The following is a 24,029-nucleotide window of genomic DNA, read 5'->3' on the forward strand; positions in this document are numbered from 1 at the left end:
ACATGACCGACACCAACGCGCTTGATCCCGAGGACCGCAAGATCGTCACCCTGGCCCGCTCGGCCCGGGCCCGCAACGGAGTGCCCGAGGGGGCTGCCGTACGGGACGAGACGGGGCGTACGTATGTCGCCGGGACCGTCGACCTGGACTCGCTGAAGCTCAGCGCCCTGCGGACGGCGGTGGCCATGGCGGTGGCGTCGGGGGCGAAGTCGCTGGAGGCGGCGGCGGTGGTGACCGAGGCGGAGTCCGCGTCCGCGGAGGACCGGGCGGCCGTACGGGACCTCGGTGGAGCGGAGACGCCGGTACTGGTGGCCGGGCCGGACGGAGTCGTACGGCTGGCTGTTTCCGCAGGCTGAGGTCGTGCTGGGGGCTGCCGCCCCCAGACCCCGGGATGCGCTGACCGGCGCCCGAAGCGAGGCGGTCGTTGAAGGCCGGAAATATCCTTGCCGTCGCTTGCCCCACGCGCATCAATGGGACCGTAAGATCCGACGGGCCGTCAGATCCTGAGCTCGCGCAGCGCGTCCGCACCCCGCTGCCCGACGGGGCGGTCCCTCGGTCTCCCGTCCATCCCCACATGGCATTCCCCACACGGGAAGGGAACCCCACCCCTATGAGAGGCAAGCGCATTGCAACCGGTGCGGCACTGACCGTCGGGGCCCTCGCGGTCACCGGCGTCGTCCTCGCGCCCGCAGCCGTCGCCGTCGCGCCGACGTCGGCGACCCTCACCGCCGACTGCGGCAGCTTCGGCGGCGGCCAGGCCACCCTCACGGCCACCCAGAACGGCACGGCGGCCACCATGACCCTCACGTCCTCCGAGATCACCGCCCCCATCGGTCTCGGCGCGGACTCGATCAGGTCCACGCTCACCATGGTCAAGGGAAGCGGCGGCACCACCGTCTTCAGCGGCACCGAGAACCCGGCGATGTCCGCCGGCGATCCCGTCACCGTGGGCCCGCTGAGCGGCACCGTGGCCTCCGGTGACAGCCTGGAGGCCTTCGGCGGCTCGCTGCGGATGACCGTCTTCGGCATCACCATCACCTGCACGGCGACGGGGCCGCAGTCACCGGGCCCGTTCGTGTTCGACTGAGCCCTTCGGGAGGGCGCGGCCCCGGACTCACAGGGCGCCGGGGCCGCGCTCGCCCGGCCGCCCGCCGTCGCGGTACGGCAGGGCTTCGACGATCAGGGACAATGGGCGCCATGAGCGTTCGTACCCCGTCATCCCAGCAGCCGGCCGAGACTGTCCACAGGGCCGGCTTCGCCTGTTTCGTGGGCCGCCCCAACGCGGGCAAGTCCACCCTTACGAACGCGCTGGTCGGGCAGAAGGTCGCGATCACCGCGAACCAGCCGCAGACCACCCGGCACACGGTACGGGGCATCGTGCACCGGCCCGACGCCCAGCTGATCCTGGTGGACACACCGGGCCTGCACAAGCCGCGCACGCTGCTCGGTGAGCGGCTGAACGACGTGGTGCGCACGACGTGGGCCGAGGTGGACGTGATCGGCTTCTGCCTTCCCGCGAACGAGAAGATCGGCCCCGGTGACCGGTTCATCGCCAAGGAACTCGCCGGGATCAGGAAGACGCCGAAGGTCGCGGTCGTCACGAAGACCGACCTGGTCGACAGCAAGGCGCTCGCGGAGCAGCTGATCGCGATCGACCGGCTCGGCAAGGAGCTGGGCATCGAGTGGGCGGAGATCGTGCCGGTGTCGGCGGTGGGGGACAAGCAGGTGAACCTGCTGGCGGACCTCCTCGTCCCGCTGCTCCCGGAGGGCCCGGCCCTCTACCCCGAGGGTGATCTGACCGACGAGCCCGAGCAGGTCATGATCGCGGAACTGATCCGGGAGGCCGCGCTGGAGGGCGTACGCGACGAGCTGCCGCACTCCATCGCCGTCGTCGTCGAGGAAATGCTCCCGCGCGAGGACCGCCCCGCCGACAAGCCGCTCCTCGACATCCACGCCAACGTCTACATCGAACGCCCCAGCCAGAAGGGCATCATCATCGGCCCCAAGGGCAAGCGCCTGAAGGAGGTCGGCATCAAGTCCCGCCGCCAGATCGAGGCACTGCTGGGTACGCCGGTCTTCCTGGACCTGCACGTGAAGGTGGCGAAGGACTGGCAGCGGGATCCGAAGCAGCTGCGCAAACTGGGGTTCTGAGAGGACTGGAGCCGCCCCCGCGGCCCCGGGCCTCTCAGCTGCGCAAACTGGGGTTCTGAGAGGACTGGAGCCGCCCCCGCGGCCCCGGGCCTCTATCAGGGGCGCCGCCGGGGTCAGGCGTAACGGCGGAAGCCGATTGTCGGGACCGCGCGGCGCAGGGGCCAGGGGCGGGCCGTGGCGGGGATGAGGTCTTCCAGGAAGGCGTACCGGCGCAGGGCCGCGGGGTCCTGGTCGTCGTACGACTGGACCTTGCGCCACCAGGCGCCGATCTCGGACCAGCCGGGCGCCGAGAGGGAGCCGCCGAATTCCTGGACGGACAGGGCGGCCGTGAGGCCGGCGAAGGCGAGGCGGTCGGCGAGGGGCCAGCCGGCCAGGGTGCCGGTGACGAAGCCGGCCACGAAGACGTCTCCCGCGCCGGTGGGGTCCAGGGCCTCGACCGCGATCGCCGGGACCTCGGCGCTCTCGTCGGTGCGGCGGTCCACGGCGTAGGCGCCCTCCGCGCCGAGGGTGACCACCGCGAGCGGTACGTGTTCGGTGAGGGCGTGCGCGGCGGCGCGGGGGCAGGTGGTGCCGGTGTAGCGCATCGCCTCCTCGGCGTTGGGAAGGAACGCCTCGCAGTGCTGGAGGTCGGCGAGGGCCGCCAGGTCCCAGGCGCCGGTGTCGTCCCAGCCGACGTCGGCGAAGATGCGGGTGCCCTTGCTCGCGGCCTGCGCGATCCAGGGGGCGCGTTTGCCGGGGACGAGTGAGGCGACGGCGGCACGCGCGCGTGGGGGGCAGTCGGGGGCGGGTTCCTCGGGGGGCGGCTCGTGGCCGTGGGAGACCATCGTGCGCTCGCCCTCGTACGCCATCGAGACGGTGACCGGCGAGTGCCAGCCGCGCACCGTGCGCGACGGGGTGAGGTCGATGCCCTCGCCCTGCTCCAGGGCGTCCCAGCAGTAGTCGCCGTAGTGGTCGTCGCCGAAGGCCGCCGCGAGGGACGTCTTCAGGCCGAGGCGGGACAGCGCGGTCGCCATGTTGGCGACGCCGCCGGGGCTGGAGCCCATTCCGCGCGCCCAGGACTCGGTGCCGCGCACCGGGGCGGAGTCGAGGCCGGTGAAGATGATGTCGAGGAAGACGGTGCCGGTGAGATAGACGTCCCAGGGCGGCTCGCCCTGCCCGCGCAGGGCGGCCAGGGGGTCGACGTGGGCGTGGCAGTACCGACCCTCACGGATGGCCGGTACCGCCATCGCGGTGGGCTGCGGCCCCTCTCCGGTGGACGCGGTCACAGTGCGCTCCCTGCGGTGGTGCTGACCTGGCCAGTGTGCACCACGTGACTGACGGCGGTGGCACGGTGAGGGCTGCGTCGGGCGTGCGGGGCTGAGTGTCGGGCCTGGGCGGGAGGCGGGGTTCGTGGAGGCCGCGACGTCCTGTGCGGGGCGGCGTGCGGCGGGGCTGGGTGGTCGGGCCTGGCACGGGCGGTCCGGCCGTCAGGCCGGGTGTCGGCGCTGCGTGGGGCGTGCGTGAGGCCGCGTGCTCCGCGAGGCGCGACCGTCACTCCGGGTGCGGGTCCCACGTGGAGCGTGCGCGAGGCTGCGTGTCCCCAGGCGCCGACCATCACTCCGCGTGCGGACCGCACATAGGACGTGCGCAAGGCCGCGTGCCCCCGCCAGACGTCGGCCGTCAGACCGGGTACGGACCCCACGCGGGGCGTCCGCGAGGCCGCGTGCCCCGCCAGGCGCCGACCATCCCGCGTGCGGAGCCCACGCGGAGCGTGCGCGCGTGGGCTCCGCCAGGCGCCAACCTTCACGCCGCGTGCGGACCCCACGCGGGACGTGCACGAGGCTGCGTGTCCCGCCAGGCGCCAACCGTCAGACCGGGTGGGGGTCCCACGTGGGGCATGCGCAAGGCCGCGCGCCCCGCCAGACGCCGACCGTCAGACCGGGTGCGGACCGCACATAGAACGTGCACGAGGCCACGTGCCCCGCCAGGCGCCGACCATCACTCAGCTTGCGGACCCCATGTAGGACGTGCGAGGCCACGTGCCCCGCCAGACGTCGGCCGTCAGACCGGGTGCGGACCCCACGTGGGGCGTCCGCGAGGCCGCGTCTCCCGCCAGGCGCCGACTGTCACGCCGCGTGCGGATCTCATGTGGGTGTGCGCGCGTGCCCCGCCAGGCGCCGACCGTCACGCCACGCGCGAACCCCACGCGGAGCGTCCGCGAGGCTGCGTGCACCGCCAGGCGCCGACCATCACGCCCCGTGCGGACCCCACGTAGGCGTGCGCGCATGCCCCGCCAGACCTAGCGGCGGCCGCGTATCAAGCCCTCGCGACCGCCGTCATCAGGCGCACCCGTGCGGCCGCCGTAGTCAGGCCCACTCGGGCCCCGCATCAGGCCCCCGCGGACCGTCGCGTCAGGTTGTCTCGGCTCGCCGTAACGGCCACGACAGGTCGCCGTACCGGTCGGCCATCAGGCCGTCACCGGACCGGATCGCACACCGCCCGGCGACGACTCCCGACCCGACCGCGCCCCACCCCGCACCGCACCCGGACCCGACCGCGCCGCACCCCGCACCGCACCCCGCACCGCACCCCGACCCGACCGCGCCGCACCCGGACCCGACCCCACCGCACCCGACCCCACAGCACCCGGCGACGACGTCGGTGTCACCGCGGCCGTCGTCCGCCCCCGTACCCGGTCGTTCCGCCCGCCGCCCCGCACCAGCAGCACACTCGCCGCCGCCAGGAAGCCGACCACCGTCAAGCCGATCAGGCCGCCCTTGGTCGAGCCGGTCGTGTCCTCGATGAGGCCGAAGGCGGTCGGGGCGACGAACCCGCCGAGGTTGCCGATGGAGTTGATCAGGGCGATTCCGGGGGCGGCGGCGCGGGCGTCCAGGTAACTCTGCGGGATGGTCCAGAAGATCGGCGACGCCGGCTTGAAGCCCATCGCCGCCAGGCACAGCGCGCCCAACCCCACCCACGGCGAGACGAAGACCGCGAGCAGCGTGCCGCAACCGCCCAGCACCAGCAGCGCCATCAGGATCGGCCGCCGCTTGCCGATCCGGTCGGAGATCCGCCCGCTGACATACACCGCGGCGATCGCGCACAGCCACGGCACGGACGTCAGCAGCCCCACCTGGAAGTCGCTCAGCCCGCCGATGTCGGCCACGATCGACGGCAGCCAGAAGGTCACCGCGTACAACGCCACGTTGATCGCGAAGTAGATCCACAGGAAGAGCAGCATCTGCGGATCGGCGAGCAGCTTCCAGCGCGAGACATGGGCGCTGGTGCCGCGCTCGGCGGCACGGGCGTCCTGCTCCGCGTCGATGACGGCGACCAGGCCGGACTTCTCCTCCTCCGTCAGCCAGCTCGCCTTCTCGATGCCGGAGTCCAGGAACCGGTAGACGACGAAGCCCAGCACGACGGAGAAGATGCCCTCGATGAAGAACATCCACTGCCAGCCGGCGTGACCCCACACCCCGTGCATCTCCATCAACGCACCGGAGATCGGGCCGACGATCACCGTCGCCGTGCCGGAGCCCATCAGGAAGATGGATGTGGCCCGGCCGCGGTGGGAGTCGGGCAGCCAGCGGGAGAAGTAGTAGATGACGGCGGGGAAGAAGCCCGCCTCCGCGACGCCGAGCAGGAAGCGCAGGGCGTAGAACATCTCCACGCTGTTCACGAACGCCATCGCGGTCGCCACGACACCCCAGCTGATCATGATCCGGGTGAGCCAGACCTTGGCGCCGTAGCGCTCCATCAGCATGTTGGAGGGGACTTCGAAGAGGGCGTACGCGATGAAGAAGATCCCGGCGCCGAGCCCGAACGCGGCGGCGGACAGCCCGACGTCGGCGCGGAGTTCGTCCTGGGCGAAGCCGAGGTTGACGCGGTCCATGTAGTTCGCGACGAACATCACGAAGAAGAGGGGGACCACGCGGCGGAAGATCTTGCGGACGGCGGACTGGACGGCGGGCGGGTGCACTCCAGAGGCTTCGGGTACTGCTGCGGACACGAGCGGCTCCGATCGTGGGCAGGGGAAGGGGGTTACCAGCGGGGCATGGCAGGGGTGGCCCACTCCGGGTCGGCGATCCGCATCGCGGCCGCGTCGTCGCGGTCGCGCAGTGTGCCGTCGTCGTCCAGCCAGCGCCGGTGCAGGAGGGCGAGCCGGTCGCGGTCGAGTTCGACGCCCAGGCCGGGGGCGTCCGGGACCCGCACGGAACCGTTCTCGAAGACCAGCCGCTCGGTGAGCACGTCCTCGGACTGCCAGGGGTAGTGGGAGTCGCAGGCGTGGTGGAGGTTGGGGACGGTGGCCGCCACGTGGGTCATCGCGGCCAGGCTGATCCCCAGGTGGGTGTTGGAGTGCATGGACACCCCGACGCCGAAGGTCCGGCAGATGGCGGCGAGTTGCTGGGTGTTGCGCAGCCCGCCCCAGTAGTGGTGGTCGGAGAGGACGACCTGGACGGCGCCCTGGGTGAACGCCTCCTTGATCTCGGCGAACGTCGTCACGCACATGTTGGTGGCGAGCGGGACGCCGGTCCGCTCGGCGACCTCGGCCATGGCGGGTGTGCCGAGCGCCGGGTCCTCCAGGTACTCCAGGACGTCACCGAGTTCCTCGGCCACCTTGACCGACGTGCCCACGGACCAGGCCCCGTTGGGGTCGAGCCGCAGGGGATGCCCGGGAAAGGCCTGCGCCAGCGCCCGTACGGCCGCGATCTCCTCGTCGGGCGGGAACACCCCGCCCTTGAGCTTGAACGACGAGAACCCGTACCGCTCCTTGAACTTCCGCGCCTGCTCCACGACCCCGGCGGGGTCGAGGGCGGCACCCCAGTCGTCCTGCTCGGACCGGACCCCGGCCGGGTGCTCGGCCCACTTGTAGAACAGGTACGCGCTGTACTCCACCGCGTCCCGCACCTTGCCCCCGAGCAGCGCGTGCACGGGCAGTCCGAGTGACTTGCCGAGCGCGTCGAGACAGGCCACCTCGAAGCCGGAGAGGACGGACAGCCGCAGCTTGTCCGCGGTCTGTACCCCGCGCAGCCCACCGACGTCCACGGCCTCGGAGACCCGCGAGGCGTCGACGGCCACCTCGTCGGCGACGGCGAAGAGGCCGTTGAGATCACTGACCTGCCGTCCCTTCAGCTTCTCCGCGAAGGGCCGCGCCAGCTCCAGGTACTTGGTGTCCCCGTAGGTCTCCCCGACCCCGGTCACGCCGTCCGCCGTCACCACCTCCACGATCAGCCGGGGCGTGTACGGCTGGTGGACGCCCTGCGTGTTCAGCAGCGGCGGGTCGGCGACCAGGATGGGGGTCAGTCGTACGTCCGTGACGGTGAGGTTTGCCATGGCGGCCATCTCCCTATGTAGACGTCATCCACGTATGAAGACGGAGATTAGATAGGGGAACGGCGACCGTCAATGGTTCGCGCACAGCAGCGGCCACGCAGGGAGCACTCAGGGAGCACGCAGAACGGCTGCGCCCTGCTTACGATCAGCACATGTCGGAGACAGGCGGCGTCCGCGAGGTGAAATCGGCGGCGCGTACGGTGGAGTTGCTGGAGCTGCTGGCCGCGCGCGGCGACCGTCCGGTACGGCTGCAGGAGCTGGCGGACGAGCTCGGCGTACCCCGCAGCTCGATGTACGCGCTGCTGCAGACCCTCGCCGCCCGCGGCTGGGTCCGCACCGACGTCACCGGCTCCCTGTACGGCATCGGCATCCGCGCGCTGCTCACCGGCACCAGCTACCTCGACTCCGACCCGCGCGTCCGTGTCGTACGTCCCTATCTCGACGAGGCGTCGGAGGCGCTCGGCGAGACCATTCACATGGGGCGGCTGGACGGCCGGGACGTGGCGTATCTGGCGACCCGCGAGTCGCACGAGTACCTGCGGACCATCAGCCGGGTCGGGCGCCGGCTGCCCGCCCACGTGGGCGCCCTGGGCAAGGCCCTGCTCGCCGAACGCCCCGACGCCGACCTGCCCGACGGCCCGTACGAGGCGCTCACCCCCAACACCCACACCACCCGCGCGTCCCTCGTCGCCGACCTCGCCGAGGTGCGCTCACGCGGCTACTCGGTGGACCGCGAGGAGGGCGTGCTCGGCATCGTCGGCTTCGGCTTCGCGCTGCGGTACGACAACCCGGCCCAGGACGCGATCAGTTGCTCCGTGCCGGTGGCCCGGCTGACGCCGGGGCGCGAGGAGCGGATCGTCGCGGTGATGCGGGAGATCAGGGCGAAGATCGAAGCGACGGCGCCTGCGGCGGGCGGGGCCGTGCACTGGCGTTAGCCACTCGGAAGGGCGCTCGTCTACCCGACTCGGCCAACCCCAAACAGAAGGTGACCCAGGTCACCCAGCCCGGCCTCCCGTCGCCCTCCCCCCGCTTGATACAAATTGCCCGCGCGTTCCTGTCCGTCGACGGTCGTCGCCCAATCCCCCTTTTTGTGCCGTCCCTTCCGCATGCCCAGGAACGCCCGTGTTCGCCCCCCGCACCATCCCCTGGCCCCTCGTCGCCCTCTTCACGGCCGGATACCTCGCCCCGTACCTCCTCCCGACCGTCGTCGGCAGGCTGGACTCCGGGCTTTTCGTCTCCGCCACCCAGGCGGGCGCCATCGGCAGTGCGCTGCTGTTGAGTTCGGCGACGGCCGGGTTTCTGCTGGCCTCCCGCGTCGACCGGTTCGGCCCGCGCACCCTGGCCCGCGTCGGTCTCGCCCTCGCCGTGCTCGGTTACGGCGGCGCCACCCTCACCACCGCCGTCCCCGCGGTCGTCGCCGGTGCGATGGTCGGCGGCTTCGGATCGGGTACGGCCACCGCGGTCGCCGCCACCGCGATCGCCGCCCAGAGCGACCCGCACCGCGTCACCACGCTCGGCCTGCTCAGCGTCTCCGCCCTCGCCGGGGCCGTCTATCTGACAGTCCCGCACCTCGGCCCCGGCCACGGCCTCCCGCTGGCCGCGATCGCCCTCACCGCGCTCGCCGTCTGGCCCCTGACCGCACGCCTCCACAGCCGCACCCCGGCCCTCGCCGTGAGCCGCCCCCGCGAGTCCCTCCCCCACCTGCGCTCCGGTCTGCTGCTCGCCGCCACGATGCCCTGCTGGTCGATGGCCCAGAACGCCCTCTGGGGCGTCAGCGGCCGGATCGGCCTCACCCAGGCGCACCTCGGCGAGGCGACCGTCGGCGCGGTCTTCGCCGTAGCGCTCGGCGCGGGACTGCTGGGCGTCGTCGGCGCCGGAGCCCTCGGCCCACGCCTCGGGCACGCCGCCCCCATCGGCGCCGGCACCGCCCTCATCGCGGGCTGCATCGTGCTCAGCGCGTCCGCGACCGACCTGACGACCTTCGCGGCCGGCGAGATCGCCTGGAACACGCTCTACCCGATCGTCCTGTCGTACGTCATCGGCCTCGCCGCCTCCCTCGACCCGCGCGGCCGCTGGGCAGTACTGGTCGGCTCGGCGTCCTCGCTGGGCACGGCGGCGGGCCCGCTGACCGGCAGCCTGCTGTCGGCACAGGCCGGTTTCCCGGCGATGGGCGTGGTCCTGGCCGTCGGGCTGCTGGTGATAGCCGTGCCGATGACGGCGGTCGCGCTGGGCGCGGGCAGGCGCTCGCTTCCGGTGGTGGAGATCCCGGTGGAGACACCTGCCTACGACAAGGCGACGGCCGCTTAAGCACCCCACGAGCACCTAGAACTCGTACGCCTCCACCTCCGCGAGATACCGCGCCCGCCGCTCCTCGTCGTGCTCGAGGAAGGACGCGAGGAAGGAGTTGCGGGCCAGCTCACGCAGCCGCTCCTCGCTCAGGCCCAGCGCCGAGCGCACCGCGTCGAAGTTGTCGCCCACATACCCGCCGAAGTAGGCCGGGTCGTCCGAGTTGACCGTGCACAGCAGCCCGGCGTCGAGCATGGCGGGCAGGGGATGGTCGGCGAGGACGTCGACGGCGCGCAGCCGGACGTTGGACAGCGGGCACAGCGTCAGCGGGATCCGCTCCCGCACCAGCCGCTCCACCAGCGCCGCGTCCTCCATGCAGCGCAGCCCGTGGTCGACGCGCTCGACGCCGAGCACGTCAAGGGCCTCGGTGATGTACTCCGGCGGCCCCTCCTCCCCGGCGTGCGCCACCCGCCGCAGCCCGAGGGCGGCAGCGGCCTCGTACACCTCCCGGAACTTCACCGGCGGGTGCCCGACCTCGGCGGAGTCCAGCCCGACCCCGGTGATCCGGTCCAGATACGGCTCAGCCGCGTCCAGCGTCGCCATCGCCGACTGGGCGGACTCGTCCCGCAGGAAGCACATGATCAGCTGGGTGGAGACACCGTGCTCGCGCTCGCTGTGCTCCAGTGCCCGCCACAGGCCCTGGACCACCGTGTCCATCCCGACGCCCCGGGACAGGTGCGCCTGCGGGTCGAAGAAGATCTCCGCGTGCCGCACGCCCTGCGCGGCGGCCCGGGCGAGGTAGGCGTTAGCGAGGTCCGCGAAGTCCCGCTCGGTGCGCAGTACGGCCATTAGCTCGTAGTACAGGTTCAGGAAGGACTGCAGGTCCTCGAACTGGTACGCCTTGCGCAGCTCGTCGGTGTCCGCGTAGGGCAGCCGCACGCCGCCCCGCCCGGCGAGCTCGAAAGCGAGCTCCGGCTCCAGGGTGCCTTCGATGTGGAGGTGCAGTTCGGCTTTCGGGAGGGGCATCAAATCATCGTACGAGTGTTTCACCGACGCTTCGGAAGCGGCACTCTCAGTAGATCGTGCGCCACGCTCAGCTCCCCCTCGAACCCGGCGGCCCGCGCCTGCCGCTCGAATTCGTCCGGCTCCGAGTAGCGCTGGCTGAAGTGGGTGAGCACGAGATGCCGTACGCCGCTCTCCCTGGCCACCCGCGCCGCCTGACCGGCCGTCAGGTGGCCGAACTCCACGGCGAGTTCCTCGTCCGCGTCGAGGAACGTCGACTCGATGACGAGCATGTCGCAGCCCTCGGCGAGCGCGTACGCGCCGTCGCACAGCCGGGTGTCCATGACGAACGCGAACCGCTGCCCGCGCCGCACCTCGCTGACCTCTTCGAGGGCGACCCCGCCGAGCGCCCCCTCCCGCTGGATCCGGCCCACGTCGGGGCCCTTGATGCCGTGCGCGGCGAGCCGCTCGGGCAGCATGCGGCGCCCGTCGGGCTCGACGAGGCGATAGCCGTAGGACTCGACGGGGTGAGAGAGCTTGCGGGCTTCGAGCGTGTAGGTCCCGGAGGAGGCGAGGGCCCCGTCGCGGTCCACCGGGGACTCCGTGAGCTGGACGGTCTCGCGGTAGGCGGTGGCGTACCGCAGCCGGTTGAAGAAGCGCTGCCCGGAGCGGGGGTAGTGCGCGGTGATCGGGTGGGGCACCTGGTCGAGGTTGATGCGCTGGATGACTCCGGCGAGGCCCAGCGAGTGGTCCCCGTGGAAGTGCGTGACGCAGATCCGGTCGATGTCGTGGGCGGCGACCCCGGCGCGCAGCATCTGGCGCTGGGTGCCCTCGCCGGGGTCGAAGAGGATGCCCTCGCCGTCCCAGCGCAGCAGGTAGCCGTTGTGGTTGCGGTGCCGGGTCGGGACCTGGCTGGCGGTGCCGAGGACCACCAATTCACGTACGGACACGGTGACTTACCCGGGCGGCCATTCCATGCCGCGGCCGCCCAGGACGTGGGCGTGCGTGTGCCAGACGGTCTGGCCGGCGCCCGGGCCCTTGTTGAAGACGACGCGGTAGCTCTCCAGCTTGTCCTCGTCGGCGACCGCCTGGGTCTCGCGCAGCACGTCCGCGGCGATCTGAGGCGCGGCGGCGGCGAGGGCGGCGGCGTCGGGGTAGTGCGCCTTGGGGATCACCAGGACGTGGGTGGGTGCCTGGGGGTTGATGTCCCGGAACGCGACGGTCGTGTCCGTCTCGCGGACGATCGTCGCCGGGATGGTTCCGGCGACGATCTTGCAGAACAGGCAATCGTCCTGCGGCTCCCCTGCCATGGTCCCTCCGGGGGGTTGAACGGGTGATCGCGTCTGGGGGCATCGTATCGTCGCCGGGTGCGGGTCTTCTGTGGCTGGTCGCGCAGTTCCCCGCGCCCCTTAGGTGGGCAAGCTGGGCGGGGTTTTCGCTTGATCGGTCTCCAGCGCCTCCAACGCCAGTCTTATCGCCTCGTCCAGTTGGACGTCTCGGCCTGCCGCGTAGTCCTGCGGGCGTTGTACGACCTCCACGTCCGGGTCCACGCCGTGGTTCTCGACGCCCCAGCCGTAGCCCTCCAGCCAGAAGGCGTACTTCGGCTGGGTGACCAGGGTGCCGTCGATCAGGCGGTAGCGGCTGTCGATGCCGATCACGCCGCCCCATGTGCGGACCCCGACCACCGGGCCCAGGCCGAGTGCCTTGATCGCCGCGTTGACGATGTCGCCGTCCGATCCGGAGAACTCGTTGGCGACGGCGACGACCGGACCGCGCGGCGCGTCCTGCGGGTAGCTGTACGGGCGCATTCCGCGCGGCACCGCCCAGCCGACGATCCGCCGGGCCAGCTTCTCCACCACCAGCTGGGAGGTGTGCCCGCCCCGGTTCTCCCGGAGGTCCACGACGAGCCCCTCCCGGCCCACCTCCACGCGCAGGTCCCGGTGGATCTGCGCCCAGCCGGGCGCCTGCATGTCCGGCACGTGGAGGTAGCCGAGGCGTCCGCCGGACCGCTCGTGCACATACGCCCGCCGGTCCGCGACCCACGCGTGGTAGCGCAGCGGCTCCTCGTCCGCGATGGGTACGACCACGGCGTGCCGTACCTCGCCCCCGCCGGACGGCGAGATGGTCAGCTCGACCGGCTTGTCCGCCGTACCGACGAGCAGCGGGCCCGGCCCGGTCACCGGGTCCACCGCCCGTCCGGCCACCGCCACGATCGCGTCCCCGGCGCGCACCGCCACGCCGGGGGCGGCCAGGGGTGAGCGGGCGTCGGGGTCGGAGGTCTCCGAGGGCAGGACGCGGTCGATGCGCCAACTGCCGTCCGGGTGCCGGGAGATGTCCGCTCCGAGCAGTCCCTGCCGGGCTCCGTTGCCGTGTCCGCCGCGCGGAATGACGTAGGCGTGCGAGGTGCCCAGTTCGCCCTGCACCTCCCACAGGAGGTCCACCAGGTCGTCGTGGGTGGCGACCCGGTCGAGGACCGGCCGGTAGCGGTCGAGGACGGCGTCCCAGTCGACGCCGTTCATGTCCGGGCGCCAGAAGTGGTCGCGCATGATGCGGCCGGTCTCGTCGTACATCTGCCGCCACTCGGCCGACGGGTCGACCGTCTGGCGGACGCGGGTGAGGTCGACGGTGACGTTGGTGTCGCTGTCGTCGTCGGACGAGGCACGCCGATCGCTCGGTACGACCTTCAGCCGGTCGCTCGTCCAGAGCAGCACCCGCTTGCCGTCCCCGCTCACCTCGAAGTGGTCGGCGTCGGCCGCGAGGTGTTCCAGGCGCTGCTGGGCGAGGTCGTAGCGCTCCAGCTCGGTCTTGGGGTCGGGGTCGTCCGGGGTGGCCCGGGAGGAGCCGAGGACGCCCTCGACGGGGTGCCGCAGCCACAGCACACCGTCCTTCGCGGCGCGCAGGTTGGAGTAGCGCCCGGCCTCGACGGGGAACGGCACGATCCGGTCGGCGAGCCCTTCGAGGTCGATCCGCGTGGCCGGCGTGCCCTCGCTGTCGGGGGTCTCGTCCTTGTCCGGCGTCTCGAAGGGACGGCCGTGCCGCTGCGGGCCGAAGGGGGACGGCGTGGTCGCGGCCAGCGTGATCAGGTGCGGTCGGTCGCCGACCACGAAGGCCAGGTCGAAGACGTGCTCGTCGTAGACGGGGTCGAAGGAGCGGTTGGACAGGAACGCCAGGTGCTTGCCGTCGGCGGTGAAGGCGGGGGCGTAGTCCTGGAAGCGCAGCGGGGTCGCCTCGGTGACCGACAGGTCGGTGGTGTTGGCGAGCTTCAGCTGGCACAGCGGGCGCGGGCCGGGGTGGGACCAGGCGAGCCAGGCGGAGTCGGGCGAGAAGACCAGCCCGCGCACGTCGCCGTGCTCGCTGCGGTCGACCTCGCGCACCTCGCCGGTCTCCCGTTCGACGAGCAGCAGCCGTCCGTCGTGCGAGGCGACGGCGGCGCGGCTGCCGTCGGGGGCCATGGCGAGCCCGAGGACCCGGCCGAGCCGGCCGGCGGCGAGCCGGCGCGGGATCGAGCCGGGCGTCAGGCCGGTGGCGGGCGCGAACTCCAGGGCGTCCTCGCCCTCGGCGTCCGTCACCCACACCACCCACTCCTCGCCCTCGGAGCGGAAGGTGCGGGGCAGCCGGGCGCGGACGCCGGGTTCGGCGGCCAGCGCGCGAGCCGGGCCGGAACGGTGGGTGACCCAGTGCACGCCGCCGCGTACGGCGACCGCGCTGCCGCGCGCGGTGTGGTCGGGGGACGCCGACCCGAACCAGCGGGAGGCGTTCACCGGGTACGGCTGCCGGTCGGTGCGCTGCCCGCCGAGCCGGATGTCGAGGCGGCGCGGCTCGGCCCCGTCGAGGTCGTCCAGCAGCCACAGTTCACCGACGGAGGAGTACACGACACGGGTGCCGTCGCTCGCCGCGTGCCGGGCGTAGAAGCCGTCGAGGGGAGTGTGCCGCCGCAGGTCGGAGCCGTCGGCGAGGGAGGAGTACAGCGCGCCGGTGCCCTCGTGGTCGGACAGGAAGGCGATCCGGTCGCCCACCCAGGCCGGGTGCTCGATGTTCCCGTCGAGGTCCGCGTGCAGGCGTACGAACTCGCCGTTGTCGTCGCGGTCGATCCACAGCTTGCCCGCCGTGCCGCCCCGGTACCGCTTCCAGGCTGCCGCCTCGCGGCCCATCGTCGCGGACAGCAGCACGGTGTGCGGGCCGTAGGCGACGCCGCCGACGGGGCCGTACGGCAGCCTGGTCGGGGGTCCGCCGTCGAGTGGGACGGCGTGCGCCCAGGTGCGGCGGAGGGTGGCCTGGCCGTGGGTGGTGAGGGCGAGGACCTGCCCGTCGGGGGTCCAGCCGCGTACCCGGGTCGTCCAACTGCCCCAGTAGGTCAGGCGCTTGGCGGGACCGCCGTCAACGGGCGCGATGTGCACCTCGGGGGCGCCGTCGCGGGTGGAGGTCCAGGCGACGGTCGTACCGTCGGGCGAGATGCGCGGCTGGGTCACCGGCACGTTGTCGGCGCTGACCCGCCAGGCGCGCCCGCCGTCGAGGGGCGCGAGCCAGACGTCGTCCTCGGCGGTGAAGGCCACCAACTCGCCCTGGACATGCGGAAACCGGAGATACGCGGGCACTGCGGACTGTGTCACCAGCTCACCCTACGCAGGCCAGGGGCCCGCGCACAGGGCTTTGGATCACTTGCCGCACCTGCTATTTGCCTTCCGGCCAGCACTCATGGCCCCCGGCTCGCAGGCCACCAGCCCGCCCACGCCACTCGGTACTCTCAAAAAATCCCGCGCCGAAGCGGTGCGCTTCGTCCTAGTGTTGGGGAAATGCGCACCGACCGCAGGCTTCGGACACTCGTCGTCGACGACCGCACCACCTACCTCTGGTCCCTCCGCCACACTCACCGGCACGGCGAGCCCTGCCGTGAGGTGCTGAACCTGTACCGCGACCGGATGGCGACGCGGATCGTCTTCGAGGCCGGTGAGGGGCGGTACGTCGCCGACGGCTACTGGTACTCCGGCTGCGTGACCGACGGCCACGGCAACCTGCTCAACCTGCGCGAGTCCGGCGTCGTACGCGCGCTCGTCGACGAGGCGACCCGGCGTGGACTGCTGCCGGGGGCGGGTGAGGTGGACGGCTGGGAGCTGTTCCCGGCGGTCGTGGTCAGGCGCGCAGCAGCAGCCACTCCTGCAGTTCCACCAGGTTGCCCTCCGGGTCCTTGAGGTGGGCGACGCGTATGCGGTCCGTCATGGGGGCCGGGCCGTGCAGGAGGACCGCGCCGCGCTGCGTGATGCGTTCGCAGTAGGTGTCCAGGTCGTCCACGCGCAGGACGACCAGGGAGCGGTGGCCCGTCGCGGTGTCGTGCAGTTCGCCGAGCAGTTCGGCCATCGTCGAGCGGTCCTGGAGCGCGATGCCCGCCGAGCCCGTCGTGGGGCTGAACTTCTCGTACGGGCCCTGCGTGGCGCCGGACTGCGGCTTGAGGCCGAGGACGTCGGCGTAGAAGCGGTAGCAGGCGGCGAAGTCGCTGACCAGGAGCCTGACTTGGGCGAGTTCCATGACGTCCTCCGGCACGGGGATCAGGACCAGCGTCCGGTACGGCCGAGCAGCAGGGCCGCCGCCGCGGTACCGGCCGTCGAGGTGCGCAACACGGTCGGCCCGAGCCGGTAGGCCCGCGCCCCGGCGTCCGTGAACAGCGCCAACTCCTCGGGAGAGACGCCGCCTTCGGGGCCGACGACCAGCACGATCTCGCCCTCGGTGGGCAGTTCGGCCGCGGCCAGCGGCTCCTCGCCGCTCTCGTGCAGTACGGCGGCGAAGTCGGCCCCGGCGAGCAGCGCGGCGACCTGCTTGCTCGTCGCCGCGTCCGCGACCTCGGGGAAGCGCACGCGCCGGGACTGCTTGCCGGCCTCGCGGGCGGTGGCCCGCCACTTGGCGAGGGCCTTGGTGCCGCGCTCGCCCTTCCACTGCGTGATGCAGCGGGCCGCCGCCCACGGCACGATCGTGTCGACCCCGACCTCGGTCATGGTCTCCACGGCCAGCTCGCCCCGGTCGCCCTTGGGCAGCGCCTGGACGACCGTGATGCGCGGTTCCGGCACCGGCTCCTCGGCCACCGAGTCCATGTGGACGATCAGCCGGTCCTTGCCCTCGGTGCCGACGACCACGCACTCCGCCCAGCGCCCGGCCCCGTCGGTGAGGACCACGTCCTCACCGGGCCGCAGCCGCTTCACGGAGACCGCGTGCCGCCCCTCGGGCCCGTCCAGGACGTACCGTCCGGCGTCGCCCGCGTCGAAGTGCTCGACGACGAACACCGGCGCGGTCATCCGGCACCGCCCCGGGAGGACAACGCTGTCCTGGCCGCCTCCAGCTCGCCCGCGAGCACCTCCACCAGCTGCCCGGCGGGCAGCTCACGCGCCATCCGGTGCCCCTGCCCCGCCCACAGCGCCATGCCCTGCGCGTCGCCCGCCTTCGCGGCGGCCTTGCGGATCGGGGAGGTGAGGTGGTGGATCTCGGGGTAGGCGGCGGGGGCGTACGGGCCGTGCTCGCGCATGAAACGGTTGACCAGGCCACGGGCCGGGCGGCCGGAGAAGGCGCGGGTCAGTTCCGTACGGACGAAGAGCGGGTTGGTCAGGGCCTGCTTGTGCACGGCGTTGGCGCCGGACTCGGGCGTGGCGAGGAACGCCGTGCCGAGCTGCGCCGCGCTCGCGCCGGCCGCGAGGGCGGCGGCGATCTGGCTGCCGCGCATGATGCCGCCGGCGGCGACCAGCGGCAGGCCGACCGCCTCGCGGATCTGGCCCAGCAGGGAGAGCAGCCCGATGGCCGAGCCGTCGTTCTCGGGGATGTCCCGGTGGGTGCCCTGGTGACCGCCTGCCTCCACGCCCTGCACGATCACACCGTCCGCGCCCGCCCGCTCGACGGCTCGGGCCTCGTCGGGGGTGGTGGCGGTGACCAGGGTGAGGGTTCCGGCCCGGCGGAGCGCGTCGAGGACGTCACGGGTCGGGACGCCGAAGTGGAACGAGACCACCGGCACCGGGTTGTCCAGCAGCACCGCGAGCTTGGCGTCGTAGCCGTCGTCTCGGCCGCTGTCGGGGTCGCCGAGCTCGCTCTCGTACCAGGCGGCCTCGCCGGCCAGCTGCTGGGCGTAGACGTCGACGGCGGCGGGCTCGGCATACTCGGGCTGCGGCATGAACAGGTTCACGCCGAAGGGGCGGCCGGTCAGCCCCCGCAACTGCTTGATCTCCTGGTACATGCCGTCGGCCGTCTTGTAACCGGCCGCGAGGAATCCGAGCCCACCGGCCTCGGACACGGCCGCGGCCAGCCGAGGCACGGAGACGCCGCCCGCCATGGGGGCCTGCACGATCGGAAGCGGAAAGAGATCGGTCAGTGCGGAGGACATGACGGCATGTTGTCACGTCCTCCGAACAAGTCCGAATCCGGCCTGACGTCTGGCATAGACCACAGGCATGCCAGGGCTCTTGGCGGCACTCAGCGCCCGTTGAAGGCGTCCTTCAGCCGCGAGAACAGCCCCTGCTGCCCCGGCTGGAACTGCCCCTGCGGTCGTTCCTCGCCGCGCAGCTTGGCCAGCTCCCTCAGGAGGCGCTCCTGCTCGACGTCCAGCTTGGTCGGGGTCTGGACCTCGACGTGGACGACGAGGTCGCCGCGGCCGCCGCCGCGCAGGTGTGTGACACCCCGGCCGTGCAGCGGGATCGACTGGCCCGACTGGGTGCCCGGGCGGATGTCGACCTCCTCCAGGCCGTCCAGCGTCTCCAGCGGCACCTTCGTGCCGAGAGCCGCCGCCGTCATCGGGATCGTGACCGTGCAGTGCAGGTCGTCGCCGCGCCGCTGGAAGGTCGGGTGCGGGAGTTCGTGGATCTCGACGTACAGGTCGCCCGCCGGACCGCCACCGGGCCCGACCTCGCCCTCACCGGCGAGCTGGATGCGGGTGCCGTTGTCGACACCCGCCGGGATCTTCACCGTCAGCGTGCGGCGCGACCGTACGCGGCCGTCGCCCGCGCACTCCGGGCACGGGTTCGGCACGACGGTGCCGAAGCCCTGGCACTGCGGGCAGGGGCGCGAGGTCATGACCTGGCCCAGGAAGGACCGCGTGACCTGCGAGACCTCACCACGACCCCGGCACATGTCACAGGTCTGCGCCGAGGTCCCCGGCGCCGCGCCCTCGCCGCTGCACGTGGAGCAGACGATGGCCGTGTCGACCTGGATGTCCTTCGTCGTGCCGAAGGCCGCCTCGTCGAGCTCGACCTCGATCCGGATCATCGCGTCCTGGCCCCGGCGGGTGCGCGAGCGCGGCCCGCGCTGCGACGCCGTACCGAAGAACGCGTCCATGATGTCCGAGAAGTTCCCGAAGCCACCCGCGCCGAAGCCGCCCGCACCGGCGCCGGCCCCGGCCTGCGACAGCGGGTCGCCGCCGAGGTCGTAGACCTGCTTCTTCTGCGGGTCGGAGAGCACCTCGTAAGCGGCGTTGATCTCCTTGAACCGCTCCTGGGTCTTCGGATCGGGGTTGACGTCCGGGTGCAGCTCGCGTGCGAGCCGCCGGAAGGCCTTCTTGATCTCTTCCTGCGACGCGTCGCGGCGCACGCCGAGAACGGCGTAGTAGTCCGTGGCCACTTACGACTCCGCCAGGATCTGTCCGACGTACCGTGCCACTGCGCGTACCGCTCCCATCGTTCCCGGGTAATCCATGCGGGTCGGTCCGACCACGCCGAGCTTGGCGACTGCCTCGCCGCCCGAACCGTAGCCCACCGACACCACCGACGTGGAGTTGAGTCCCTCATGGGCGTTCTCGTGCCCGATGCGCACGGTCATGCCCGAATCCTTCGCCTCGCCAAGCAACTTGAGGAGCACGACCTGCTCCTCCAGTGCCTCCAGCACCGGCCGGATGGTGAGGGGGAAGTCATGTGCGAAGCGGGTGAGATTGGCCGTACCGCCGATCACCAGCCGCTCCTCCGTCTCTTCGACGAGCGTCTCCAGAAGGGTGGAGAGCACCGTCTGGACCGTGCCGCGGTCCTCCGCCTCGAAGGCCTCCGGCAGATCCTGCACCAACTGCGGCACATCCGTGAAGCGGCGGCCCGCGACCCGGCTGTTCAGCCGCGCCCGCAGATCCGCCAGCGACGACTCGCCGAACGGCGCCGGGCAGTCGACCATCCGCTGCTCCACCCGCCCGGTGTCCGTGATCAGCACCAGCATCACGCGCGCGGGTGCCAGCGACAGCAGCTCCACGTGTCGCACGGTGGACCGGGTCAGCGACGGGTACTGCACGACGGCGACCTGCCGCGTCAGCTGCGCCAGCAGCCGTACCGTCCGGGTCACCACGTCGTCCAGGTCGACGGCGCCGTCGAGGAAGTTCTGGATCGCGCGCCGCTCCGGCGCGGTCAGCGGCTTGACCTCGGCCAGCTTGTCGACGAACAGCCGGTAGCCCTTGTCCGTCGGGATGCGCCCGGCGCTGGTGTGCGGCTGGGCGATGTACCCCTCGTCCTCCAGGGCCGCCATGTCGTTGCGGACGGTCGCCGGGGAGACGCCGAGGCTGTGCCGCTCGGTGAGCGCCTTGGAACCGACCGGCTCCTCGGTACCGACGTAGTCCTGGACGATCGCGCGCAGCACCTGGAGCCTTCGTTCACTGAGCATCCGCGCACACCTCCAGTACTCGTCCCCTTGGCGCTCCCCCTGGCACTCGACGCCCCCGAGTGCCAGCCTTACCGGCCCAGTGTACGGCCGTCGGGTACGCCCCGGGCAAGGCCGGTCGTGCGAGGTCGTGCCGGGTGGGGCGTACGGCAGGCGGGAATATGGCGACAGGGCCTAGCGTCGCCGTATGAGCGTGACTTGGGAAGAGGTGGGCTGGGAGCGGCTGGCGGCCGGTGTCGGGCGTTGTCGCCTCCCTGGCTGGGACTGCACGGTGGGGCTGGTGGTCGGGCACGGTGCGGCGTTGCTGATCGACGCGGGGTCGAGCCTCGCGGAGGGGGCGCGGCTGCGGGCGCAGGCGGAGGTGCTCGCCGGTCATCGTGTGACCCATCTCGCGCTCACCCATCCCCACTTCGACCACGTCCTCGGCGCGGCGGCCTTCGCCGGGGCGGAGGTGTTCGGCGCGGTCGGCATCGACGCCGTGCTCGGCGGCCGGCGCGGCCGTGAGGAACTGCGCGCGGACGCCGTCCACCACGGCCTGGACGCCGCGGCGGCCCAGGAGGCGGCCGACACTCTGGTCCCGCCCCGCCACCACGTCTCCGGCGAGTGGACCCTCGACCTGGGCCCCGGCCGCCAGGTCCTGCTGGCGAACGTGGGCCCGGCGCACACGGCGTACGACCTCGCGGTCCTCGTGCCGGGTGAGCCCGAGGTGGTCTTCTGCGGCGACCTGGTCGAGGAGTCCGGCGAACCGCAGGCGGGCCCGGACGCGGTGCCGTCGCACTGGCCGGCCGCGCTGGACCGGTTGGTGAGCTTCGGCGGCGAGGACGCGCTGTACGTGCCCGGTCACGGAGCGGTGGTGGACGCGGCGTTCGTCCGGCGCCAGCGCGACGCCCTGGCCGCCCGTTTCGGCGTGTCGCCCGGATGACGTAACGACCTCTCCATATCGTCGTTCGAATGCGCCAGTACTCTCCGGACCTGACCCCGCCGTGGAAGAAGCCCCAGCCCGTCCCGGAGGTGCCCGCGGAGCCCGGCCTGGTGGTCGAGGAGCCCGGCACCGGTTTCTGCGGCGCGGTGATCCGCTGCGAGGCGGGCACGGTGACGCTGGAGGACCGCTTCGGCAAGCACCGGGTGTTCCCGCTGGAGCCGCGGGGCTTTCTGCTGGAGGGCAAGGTGGTGACCCTCGTACGGCCGTCTGCTTCGGCTCCGGTACGTCCCACCCGTACGGCCTCCGGCTCGGTCGCCGTCCCCGGCGCCCGCGCGCGCGTGGCCCGCGCCGGCCGTATCTACGTCGAGGGGCGGCACGACGCCGAGCTCGTCGAGAAGGTGTGGGGCGACGATCTGCGCATCGAGGGCGTGGTCGTGGAGTACCTGGAGGGCGTGGACGACCTGCCCTCGATCGTGGCCGATTTCGCGCCGGGTCCGGATGCGCGGCTGGGGGTGTTGGTGGACCACCTGGTGCCGGGCACGAAGGAGTGGCGGATCGCTGAGGCGGTGACGAGCGAGCACGCGCTGGTGGTGGGCCATCCGTACATCGACATCTGGGAGGCGGTGAAGCCGTCGTCGCTGGGGATCGCGGGGTGGCCGCGGGTGCCGCGGGGGCAGGACTGGAAGACGGGGGTGTGCCGGGCGCTGGGGTGGCCGTCGGAGAACACCGGGGCGGTGTGGCAGGCGATTCTGAGCCGGGTGGGGTCTTACAAGGATCTGGAGCCGGAGTTGCTGGGGCGGGTGGAGGAGCTGATCGACTTCGTCACGGCGCGGGGGTGAGCGGCGGGAGAGTGCCGAACCGGCTCGTGTCCAGGTCGACGCCCACGATCGGTAGCTGTACCCGGTCCCCGAATTTGCGCGTCCGCGAGTTCTGATAGTCCGCTGACAAGCCAGTCCCGGTCGGCTCCGTCAACACCAGGCACTTGGCTTCGAACGGGTCGATGATCAGGTAGACCGGCACACCACCGGCAGCGTAGATCGACCGCTTCTCCACATAGTCCCGGTGCACGCTGGTCTTGGAGACGACCTCGACCAGCATGGTCACCGCCGGTGCGGGCACGAGCCGGCCGGGGCTGTCGTCGGCGCCCGCCTTCATGACCACCAGATCTGGTTGGGGCTCGCTCTCCTCGTGAGGAAAGGCCACATCCTGGGTCTGGAGCCGCTCCCATCGGTCGGAGGGGATCTGGTCCTGCACAAACTGCACGATGCGGTTGTGGACCTTGTCGGGTCCGGCCATCATCACGATTTCCCCCCGGATGAGCTCAGCCTTGAAGCCCTCGGGAACCACAAGGTTCTCGAACGCCTCATGCACCCGGCGATCATCCACAGCGGTCATCTCCGTGGCCCTCCGCATCCGCCGCGTACCGTTGGCGGCAGCCTACGAACCAGGTTAGGGACCGAACCGGCGTTCCGCACCGATTCACCCGCCGGAGTGATCAGTCCACCAGGTCCCGCACGACAGCGTCCGCCAGCAGCCGCCCCCGCAGGGTGAGCACCGCGCGCCCCTCCTCGTACGGCGTCTCCTGGAGAAGACCGTCCGACAGGGCGCGGCGGGCGGCCTTGCGGCCCTGCTCCTGGAGCAGCGACAGCGGTACTCCCTCCCGGAGCCGCAGCTCCAGCAGGATGCGCTCCACCCGGCGGTCCTCGGCGGACAGCAGCTCGCGGCCCGCGCCCGGGGACTTCCCCGCCGACAGGGCCGCCGCGTACGCACCGGGGTGCTTCACGTTCCACCACCGCACGCCCCCCACGTGGCTGTGCGCGCCCGGTCCCGCGCCCCACCAGTCGGCGCCCCGCCAGTACAGCTCGTTGTGCAGGCAGCGGGCGGATTCGGACGTGGCCCAGTTGGACACCTCGTACCACTCGAAACCGGCCTCGGACAGCCGCTCCTCCGCGATCAGGTACCGGTCGGCGTGCACGTCGTCGTCCGTCATCGGCACCTCGCCCCGGCGGATCCGACGGGCCAGCTGGGTGCCCTCCTCGACGATCAGGGCGTACGCGCTGATGTGATCCGGACCGGCGCCGAGCGCCGCATCCAGCGAGGCCCGCCAGTCGTCGTCGGACTCTCCCGGCGTGCCGTAGATCAGGTCCAGGTTGACGTGCTCGAAGCCCGCCGCGCGGGCCTCCGCGACGCACGCTTCGGGGCGACCGGGGGTGTGGGTACGGTCCAGGACCTTCAGCACGTGCTGCTTCGCGCTCTGCATGCCGAAGGACACCCGGTTGAAGCCGCCCTCACGCAGGGCCGCGAGATACGCCGGGTCGGCCGACTCGGGGTTCGCCTCCGTCGTGACCTCGGCGTCCGCCGCCAGCCCGAACTCCGCCCGGATCGCCCCCAGCATCCGTACGAGATCGTCCGCGGCCAGCAGTGTCGGCGTACCGCCGCCGACGAAGACCGTCCGGACCTCGCGCGGGTCGTCGCCGAGGACCTTGCGGGCCAGCCGGATCTCGTCGATCAGCGTGTCGGCGTAGTTGTCGCGGGAGGCGAGCACCCCGCCCGTGCCGCGCAGCTCGGTCGCCGTGTAGGTGTTGAAGTCGCAGTAGCCGCAGCGGGTCGCGCAGTACGGGACGTGCAGATAGAACCCGAGGGGTCGGTCCGCCGCCCCGGCGAGTGCGGCGGGGGGCAGCGCGCCGTCGTGGGGGACGGGCTCGCCGTCGGGAAGTGCGGAAGGCATGTCCTCCATTGTCCCGTACGCGGCGCG

General features: G+C 72.2%; 22 protein-coding genes. 8 read left to right on the plus strand and 14 right to left on the minus strand.

All coding sequences use genetic code 11. The features are described 5' to 3' along the window. Positions 1-2 precede the first annotated feature (2 nt). The 3 genes from SSP24_RS18005 to era all read left to right on the plus strand — a co-directional run bounded on the left by SSP24_RS18005 (position 3) and on the right by era (position 2,151). Entirely contained in the window at positions 3-356 is a 354-nt protein-coding gene (locus tag SSP24_RS18005; RefSeq protein WP_141310611.1) for a cytidine deaminase-like protein, read from the plus strand. Positions 357-610: 254 nt separating this feature from the next. After that, the gene (locus tag SSP24_RS18010; RefSeq protein ID WP_141310613.1) at positions 611-1,087 is read left to right on the plus strand and encodes a hypothetical protein; all 477 of its coding nucleotides are present in this window, start codon (positions 611-613) and stop codon (positions 1,085-1,087) included. A gap of 110 nt (positions 1,088-1,197) precedes the next feature. Continuing rightward, positions 1,198-2,151: a GTPase Era gene (era, locus tag SSP24_RS18015; RefSeq protein WP_141310615.1), complete on the plus strand. Its 954-nt coding sequence runs from the start codon at positions 1,198-1,200 to the stop codon at positions 2,149-2,151. Positions 2,152-2,264: 113 nt separating this feature from the next. Here era and SSP24_RS18020 read toward each other — a convergent pair whose 3' ends face one another. From SSP24_RS18020 to SSP24_RS18030, 3 genes are all read right to left on the minus strand, one after another. Next, the gene (locus SSP24_RS18020; RefSeq protein WP_373306727.1) at positions 2,265-3,416 is read right to left on the minus strand and encodes a carbohydrate kinase family protein; all 1,152 of its coding nucleotides are present in this window, start codon (positions 3,414-3,416) and stop codon (positions 2,265-2,267) included. Between the two features lie 1,181 nt (positions 3,417-4,597). Next, positions 4,598-6,109 carry an MFS transporter gene (locus SSP24_RS18025; protein WP_308439639.1) on the minus strand — a complete coding sequence of 504 codons (1,512 nt, stop codon included), beginning with the start codon at positions 6,107-6,109 and terminating at the stop codon, positions 4,598-4,600. Between the two features lie 62 nt (positions 6,110-6,171). Beyond that, entirely contained in the window at positions 6,172-7,464 is a 1,293-nt protein-coding gene (locus SSP24_RS18030; protein ID WP_141310617.1) for a glucarate dehydratase family protein, read from the minus strand. A 152-nt stretch (positions 7,465-7,616) separates the two neighbouring features. Between SSP24_RS18030 and SSP24_RS18035 the strand changes: the two genes are divergently transcribed. Together SSP24_RS18035 and SSP24_RS18040 are read left to right on the plus strand one after the other, a co-directional pair. Further along, positions 7,617-8,399 carry an IclR family transcriptional regulator gene (locus tag SSP24_RS18035; protein ID WP_141310619.1) on the plus strand — a complete coding sequence of 261 codons (783 nt, stop codon included), beginning with the start codon at positions 7,617-7,619 and terminating at the stop codon, positions 8,397-8,399. A 187-nt stretch (positions 8,400-8,586) separates the two neighbouring features. Further along, positions 8,587-9,771, plus strand: coding sequence for an MFS transporter (locus SSP24_RS18040; protein WP_141310621.1), 1,185 nt, complete (start codon positions 8,587-8,589; stop codon positions 9,769-9,771). A 15-nt stretch (positions 9,772-9,786) separates the two neighbouring features. Here the strand turns inward: SSP24_RS18040 and SSP24_RS18045 are convergent, their stop codons facing one another. From SSP24_RS18045 to SSP24_RS18060, 4 genes are all read right to left on the minus strand, one after another. After that, positions 9,787-10,776: an adenosine deaminase gene (locus SSP24_RS18045; protein WP_141310622.1), complete on the minus strand. Its 990-nt coding sequence runs from the start codon at positions 10,774-10,776 to the stop codon at positions 9,787-9,789. 20 nt (positions 10,777-10,796) lie between these two features. Continuing rightward, a complete protein-coding gene (locus SSP24_RS18050) occupies positions 10,797-11,702 on the minus strand; it encodes a ribonuclease Z (protein ID WP_141310624.1) in 906 nt (301 codons plus the stop codon). Positions 11,703-11,708: 6 nt separating this feature from the next. Beyond that, positions 11,709-12,062, minus strand: a complete 354-nt coding sequence (locus SSP24_RS18055) for a histidine triad nucleotide-binding protein (RefSeq protein WP_141310626.1) — start codon at positions 12,060-12,062, stop codon at positions 11,709-11,711. Between the two features lie 99 nt (positions 12,063-12,161). Beyond that, positions 12,162-15,362, minus strand: a complete 3,201-nt coding sequence (locus SSP24_RS18060; protein ID WP_141310628.1) for a S41 family peptidase — start codon at positions 15,360-15,362, stop codon at positions 12,162-12,164. A gap of 183 nt (positions 15,363-15,545) precedes the next feature. On the opposite strand from SSP24_RS18060, the gene SSP24_RS18065 reads away from it, so the two are divergent. Next, positions 15,546-15,941 (plus strand): hypothetical protein, encoded by a 396-nt coding sequence (locus SSP24_RS18065; RefSeq protein WP_141310630.1) that lies wholly within the window; start codon positions 15,546-15,548, stop codon positions 15,939-15,941. On the opposite strand, the gene SSP24_RS18070 is transcribed toward SSP24_RS18065, so the two are convergent. From SSP24_RS18070 to hrcA, 5 genes are all read right to left on the minus strand, one after another. After that, on the minus strand, positions 15,883-16,275 hold the full coding sequence (locus SSP24_RS18070; RefSeq protein ID WP_141310631.1) for a VOC family protein: 393 nt from the start codon (positions 16,273-16,275) through the stop codon (positions 15,883-15,885). The two genes, SSP24_RS18065 and SSP24_RS18070, sit on opposite strands and share 59 nt — an antisense overlap. 20 nt (positions 16,276-16,295) lie before the next feature. Then, on the minus strand, positions 16,296-17,036 hold the full coding sequence (locus tag SSP24_RS18075) for a 16S rRNA (uracil(1498)-N(3))-methyltransferase (protein ID WP_141310633.1): 741 nt from the start codon (positions 17,034-17,036) through the stop codon (positions 16,296-16,298). Continuing rightward, a complete protein-coding gene (locus SSP24_RS18080) occupies positions 17,033-18,109 on the minus strand; it encodes a nitronate monooxygenase (protein WP_141310635.1) in 1,077 nt (358 codons plus the stop codon). The genes SSP24_RS18075 and SSP24_RS18080 overlap by 4 nt, the downstream gene beginning before the upstream one ends. 89 nt (positions 18,110-18,198) lie before the next feature. Next, positions 18,199-19,338, minus strand: coding sequence for a molecular chaperone DnaJ (gene dnaJ, locus SSP24_RS18085; RefSeq protein ID WP_141310637.1), 1,140 nt, complete (start codon positions 19,336-19,338; stop codon positions 18,199-18,201). Continuing rightward, positions 19,339-20,355: a heat-inducible transcriptional repressor HrcA gene (hrcA, locus tag SSP24_RS18090; protein ID WP_141310639.1), complete on the minus strand. Its 1,017-nt coding sequence runs from the start codon at positions 20,353-20,355 to the stop codon at positions 19,339-19,341. It abuts the gene before it with no gap. Positions 20,356-20,539: 184 nt separating this feature from the next. Between hrcA and SSP24_RS18095 the strand changes: the two genes are divergently transcribed. Together SSP24_RS18095 and SSP24_RS18100 are read left to right on the plus strand one after the other, a co-directional pair. Further along, the gene (locus SSP24_RS18095) at positions 20,540-21,274 is read left to right on the plus strand and encodes an MBL fold metallo-hydrolase (protein ID WP_141310641.1); all 735 of its coding nucleotides are present in this window, start codon (positions 20,540-20,542) and stop codon (positions 21,272-21,274) included. Between the two features lie 29 nt (positions 21,275-21,303). Continuing rightward, positions 21,304-22,113, plus strand: a complete 810-nt coding sequence (locus SSP24_RS18100) for a DUF3097 domain-containing protein (RefSeq protein ID WP_141310643.1) — start codon at positions 21,304-21,306, stop codon at positions 22,111-22,113. Here the strand turns inward: SSP24_RS18100 and SSP24_RS18105 are convergent. Further along, positions 22,097-22,669: a Uma2 family endonuclease gene (locus tag SSP24_RS18105; RefSeq protein ID WP_141310645.1), complete on the minus strand. Its 573-nt coding sequence runs from the start codon at positions 22,667-22,669 to the stop codon at positions 22,097-22,099. The two genes, SSP24_RS18100 and SSP24_RS18105, sit on opposite strands and share 17 nt — an antisense overlap. A gap of 100 nt (positions 22,670-22,769) precedes the next feature. Then, positions 22,770-24,002, minus strand: a complete 1,233-nt coding sequence (gene hemW, locus SSP24_RS18110; protein WP_141310647.1) for a radical SAM family heme chaperone HemW — start codon at positions 24,000-24,002, stop codon at positions 22,770-22,772. Between the last annotated feature and the right edge of the window lie 27 nt (positions 24,003-24,029).

Origin of the sequence: Streptomyces spinoverrucosus, from assembly GCF_006539505.1 — a bacterium.
GTDB lineage: Bacteria > Actinomycetota > Actinomycetes > Streptomycetales > Streptomycetaceae > Streptomyces > Streptomyces spinoverrucosus.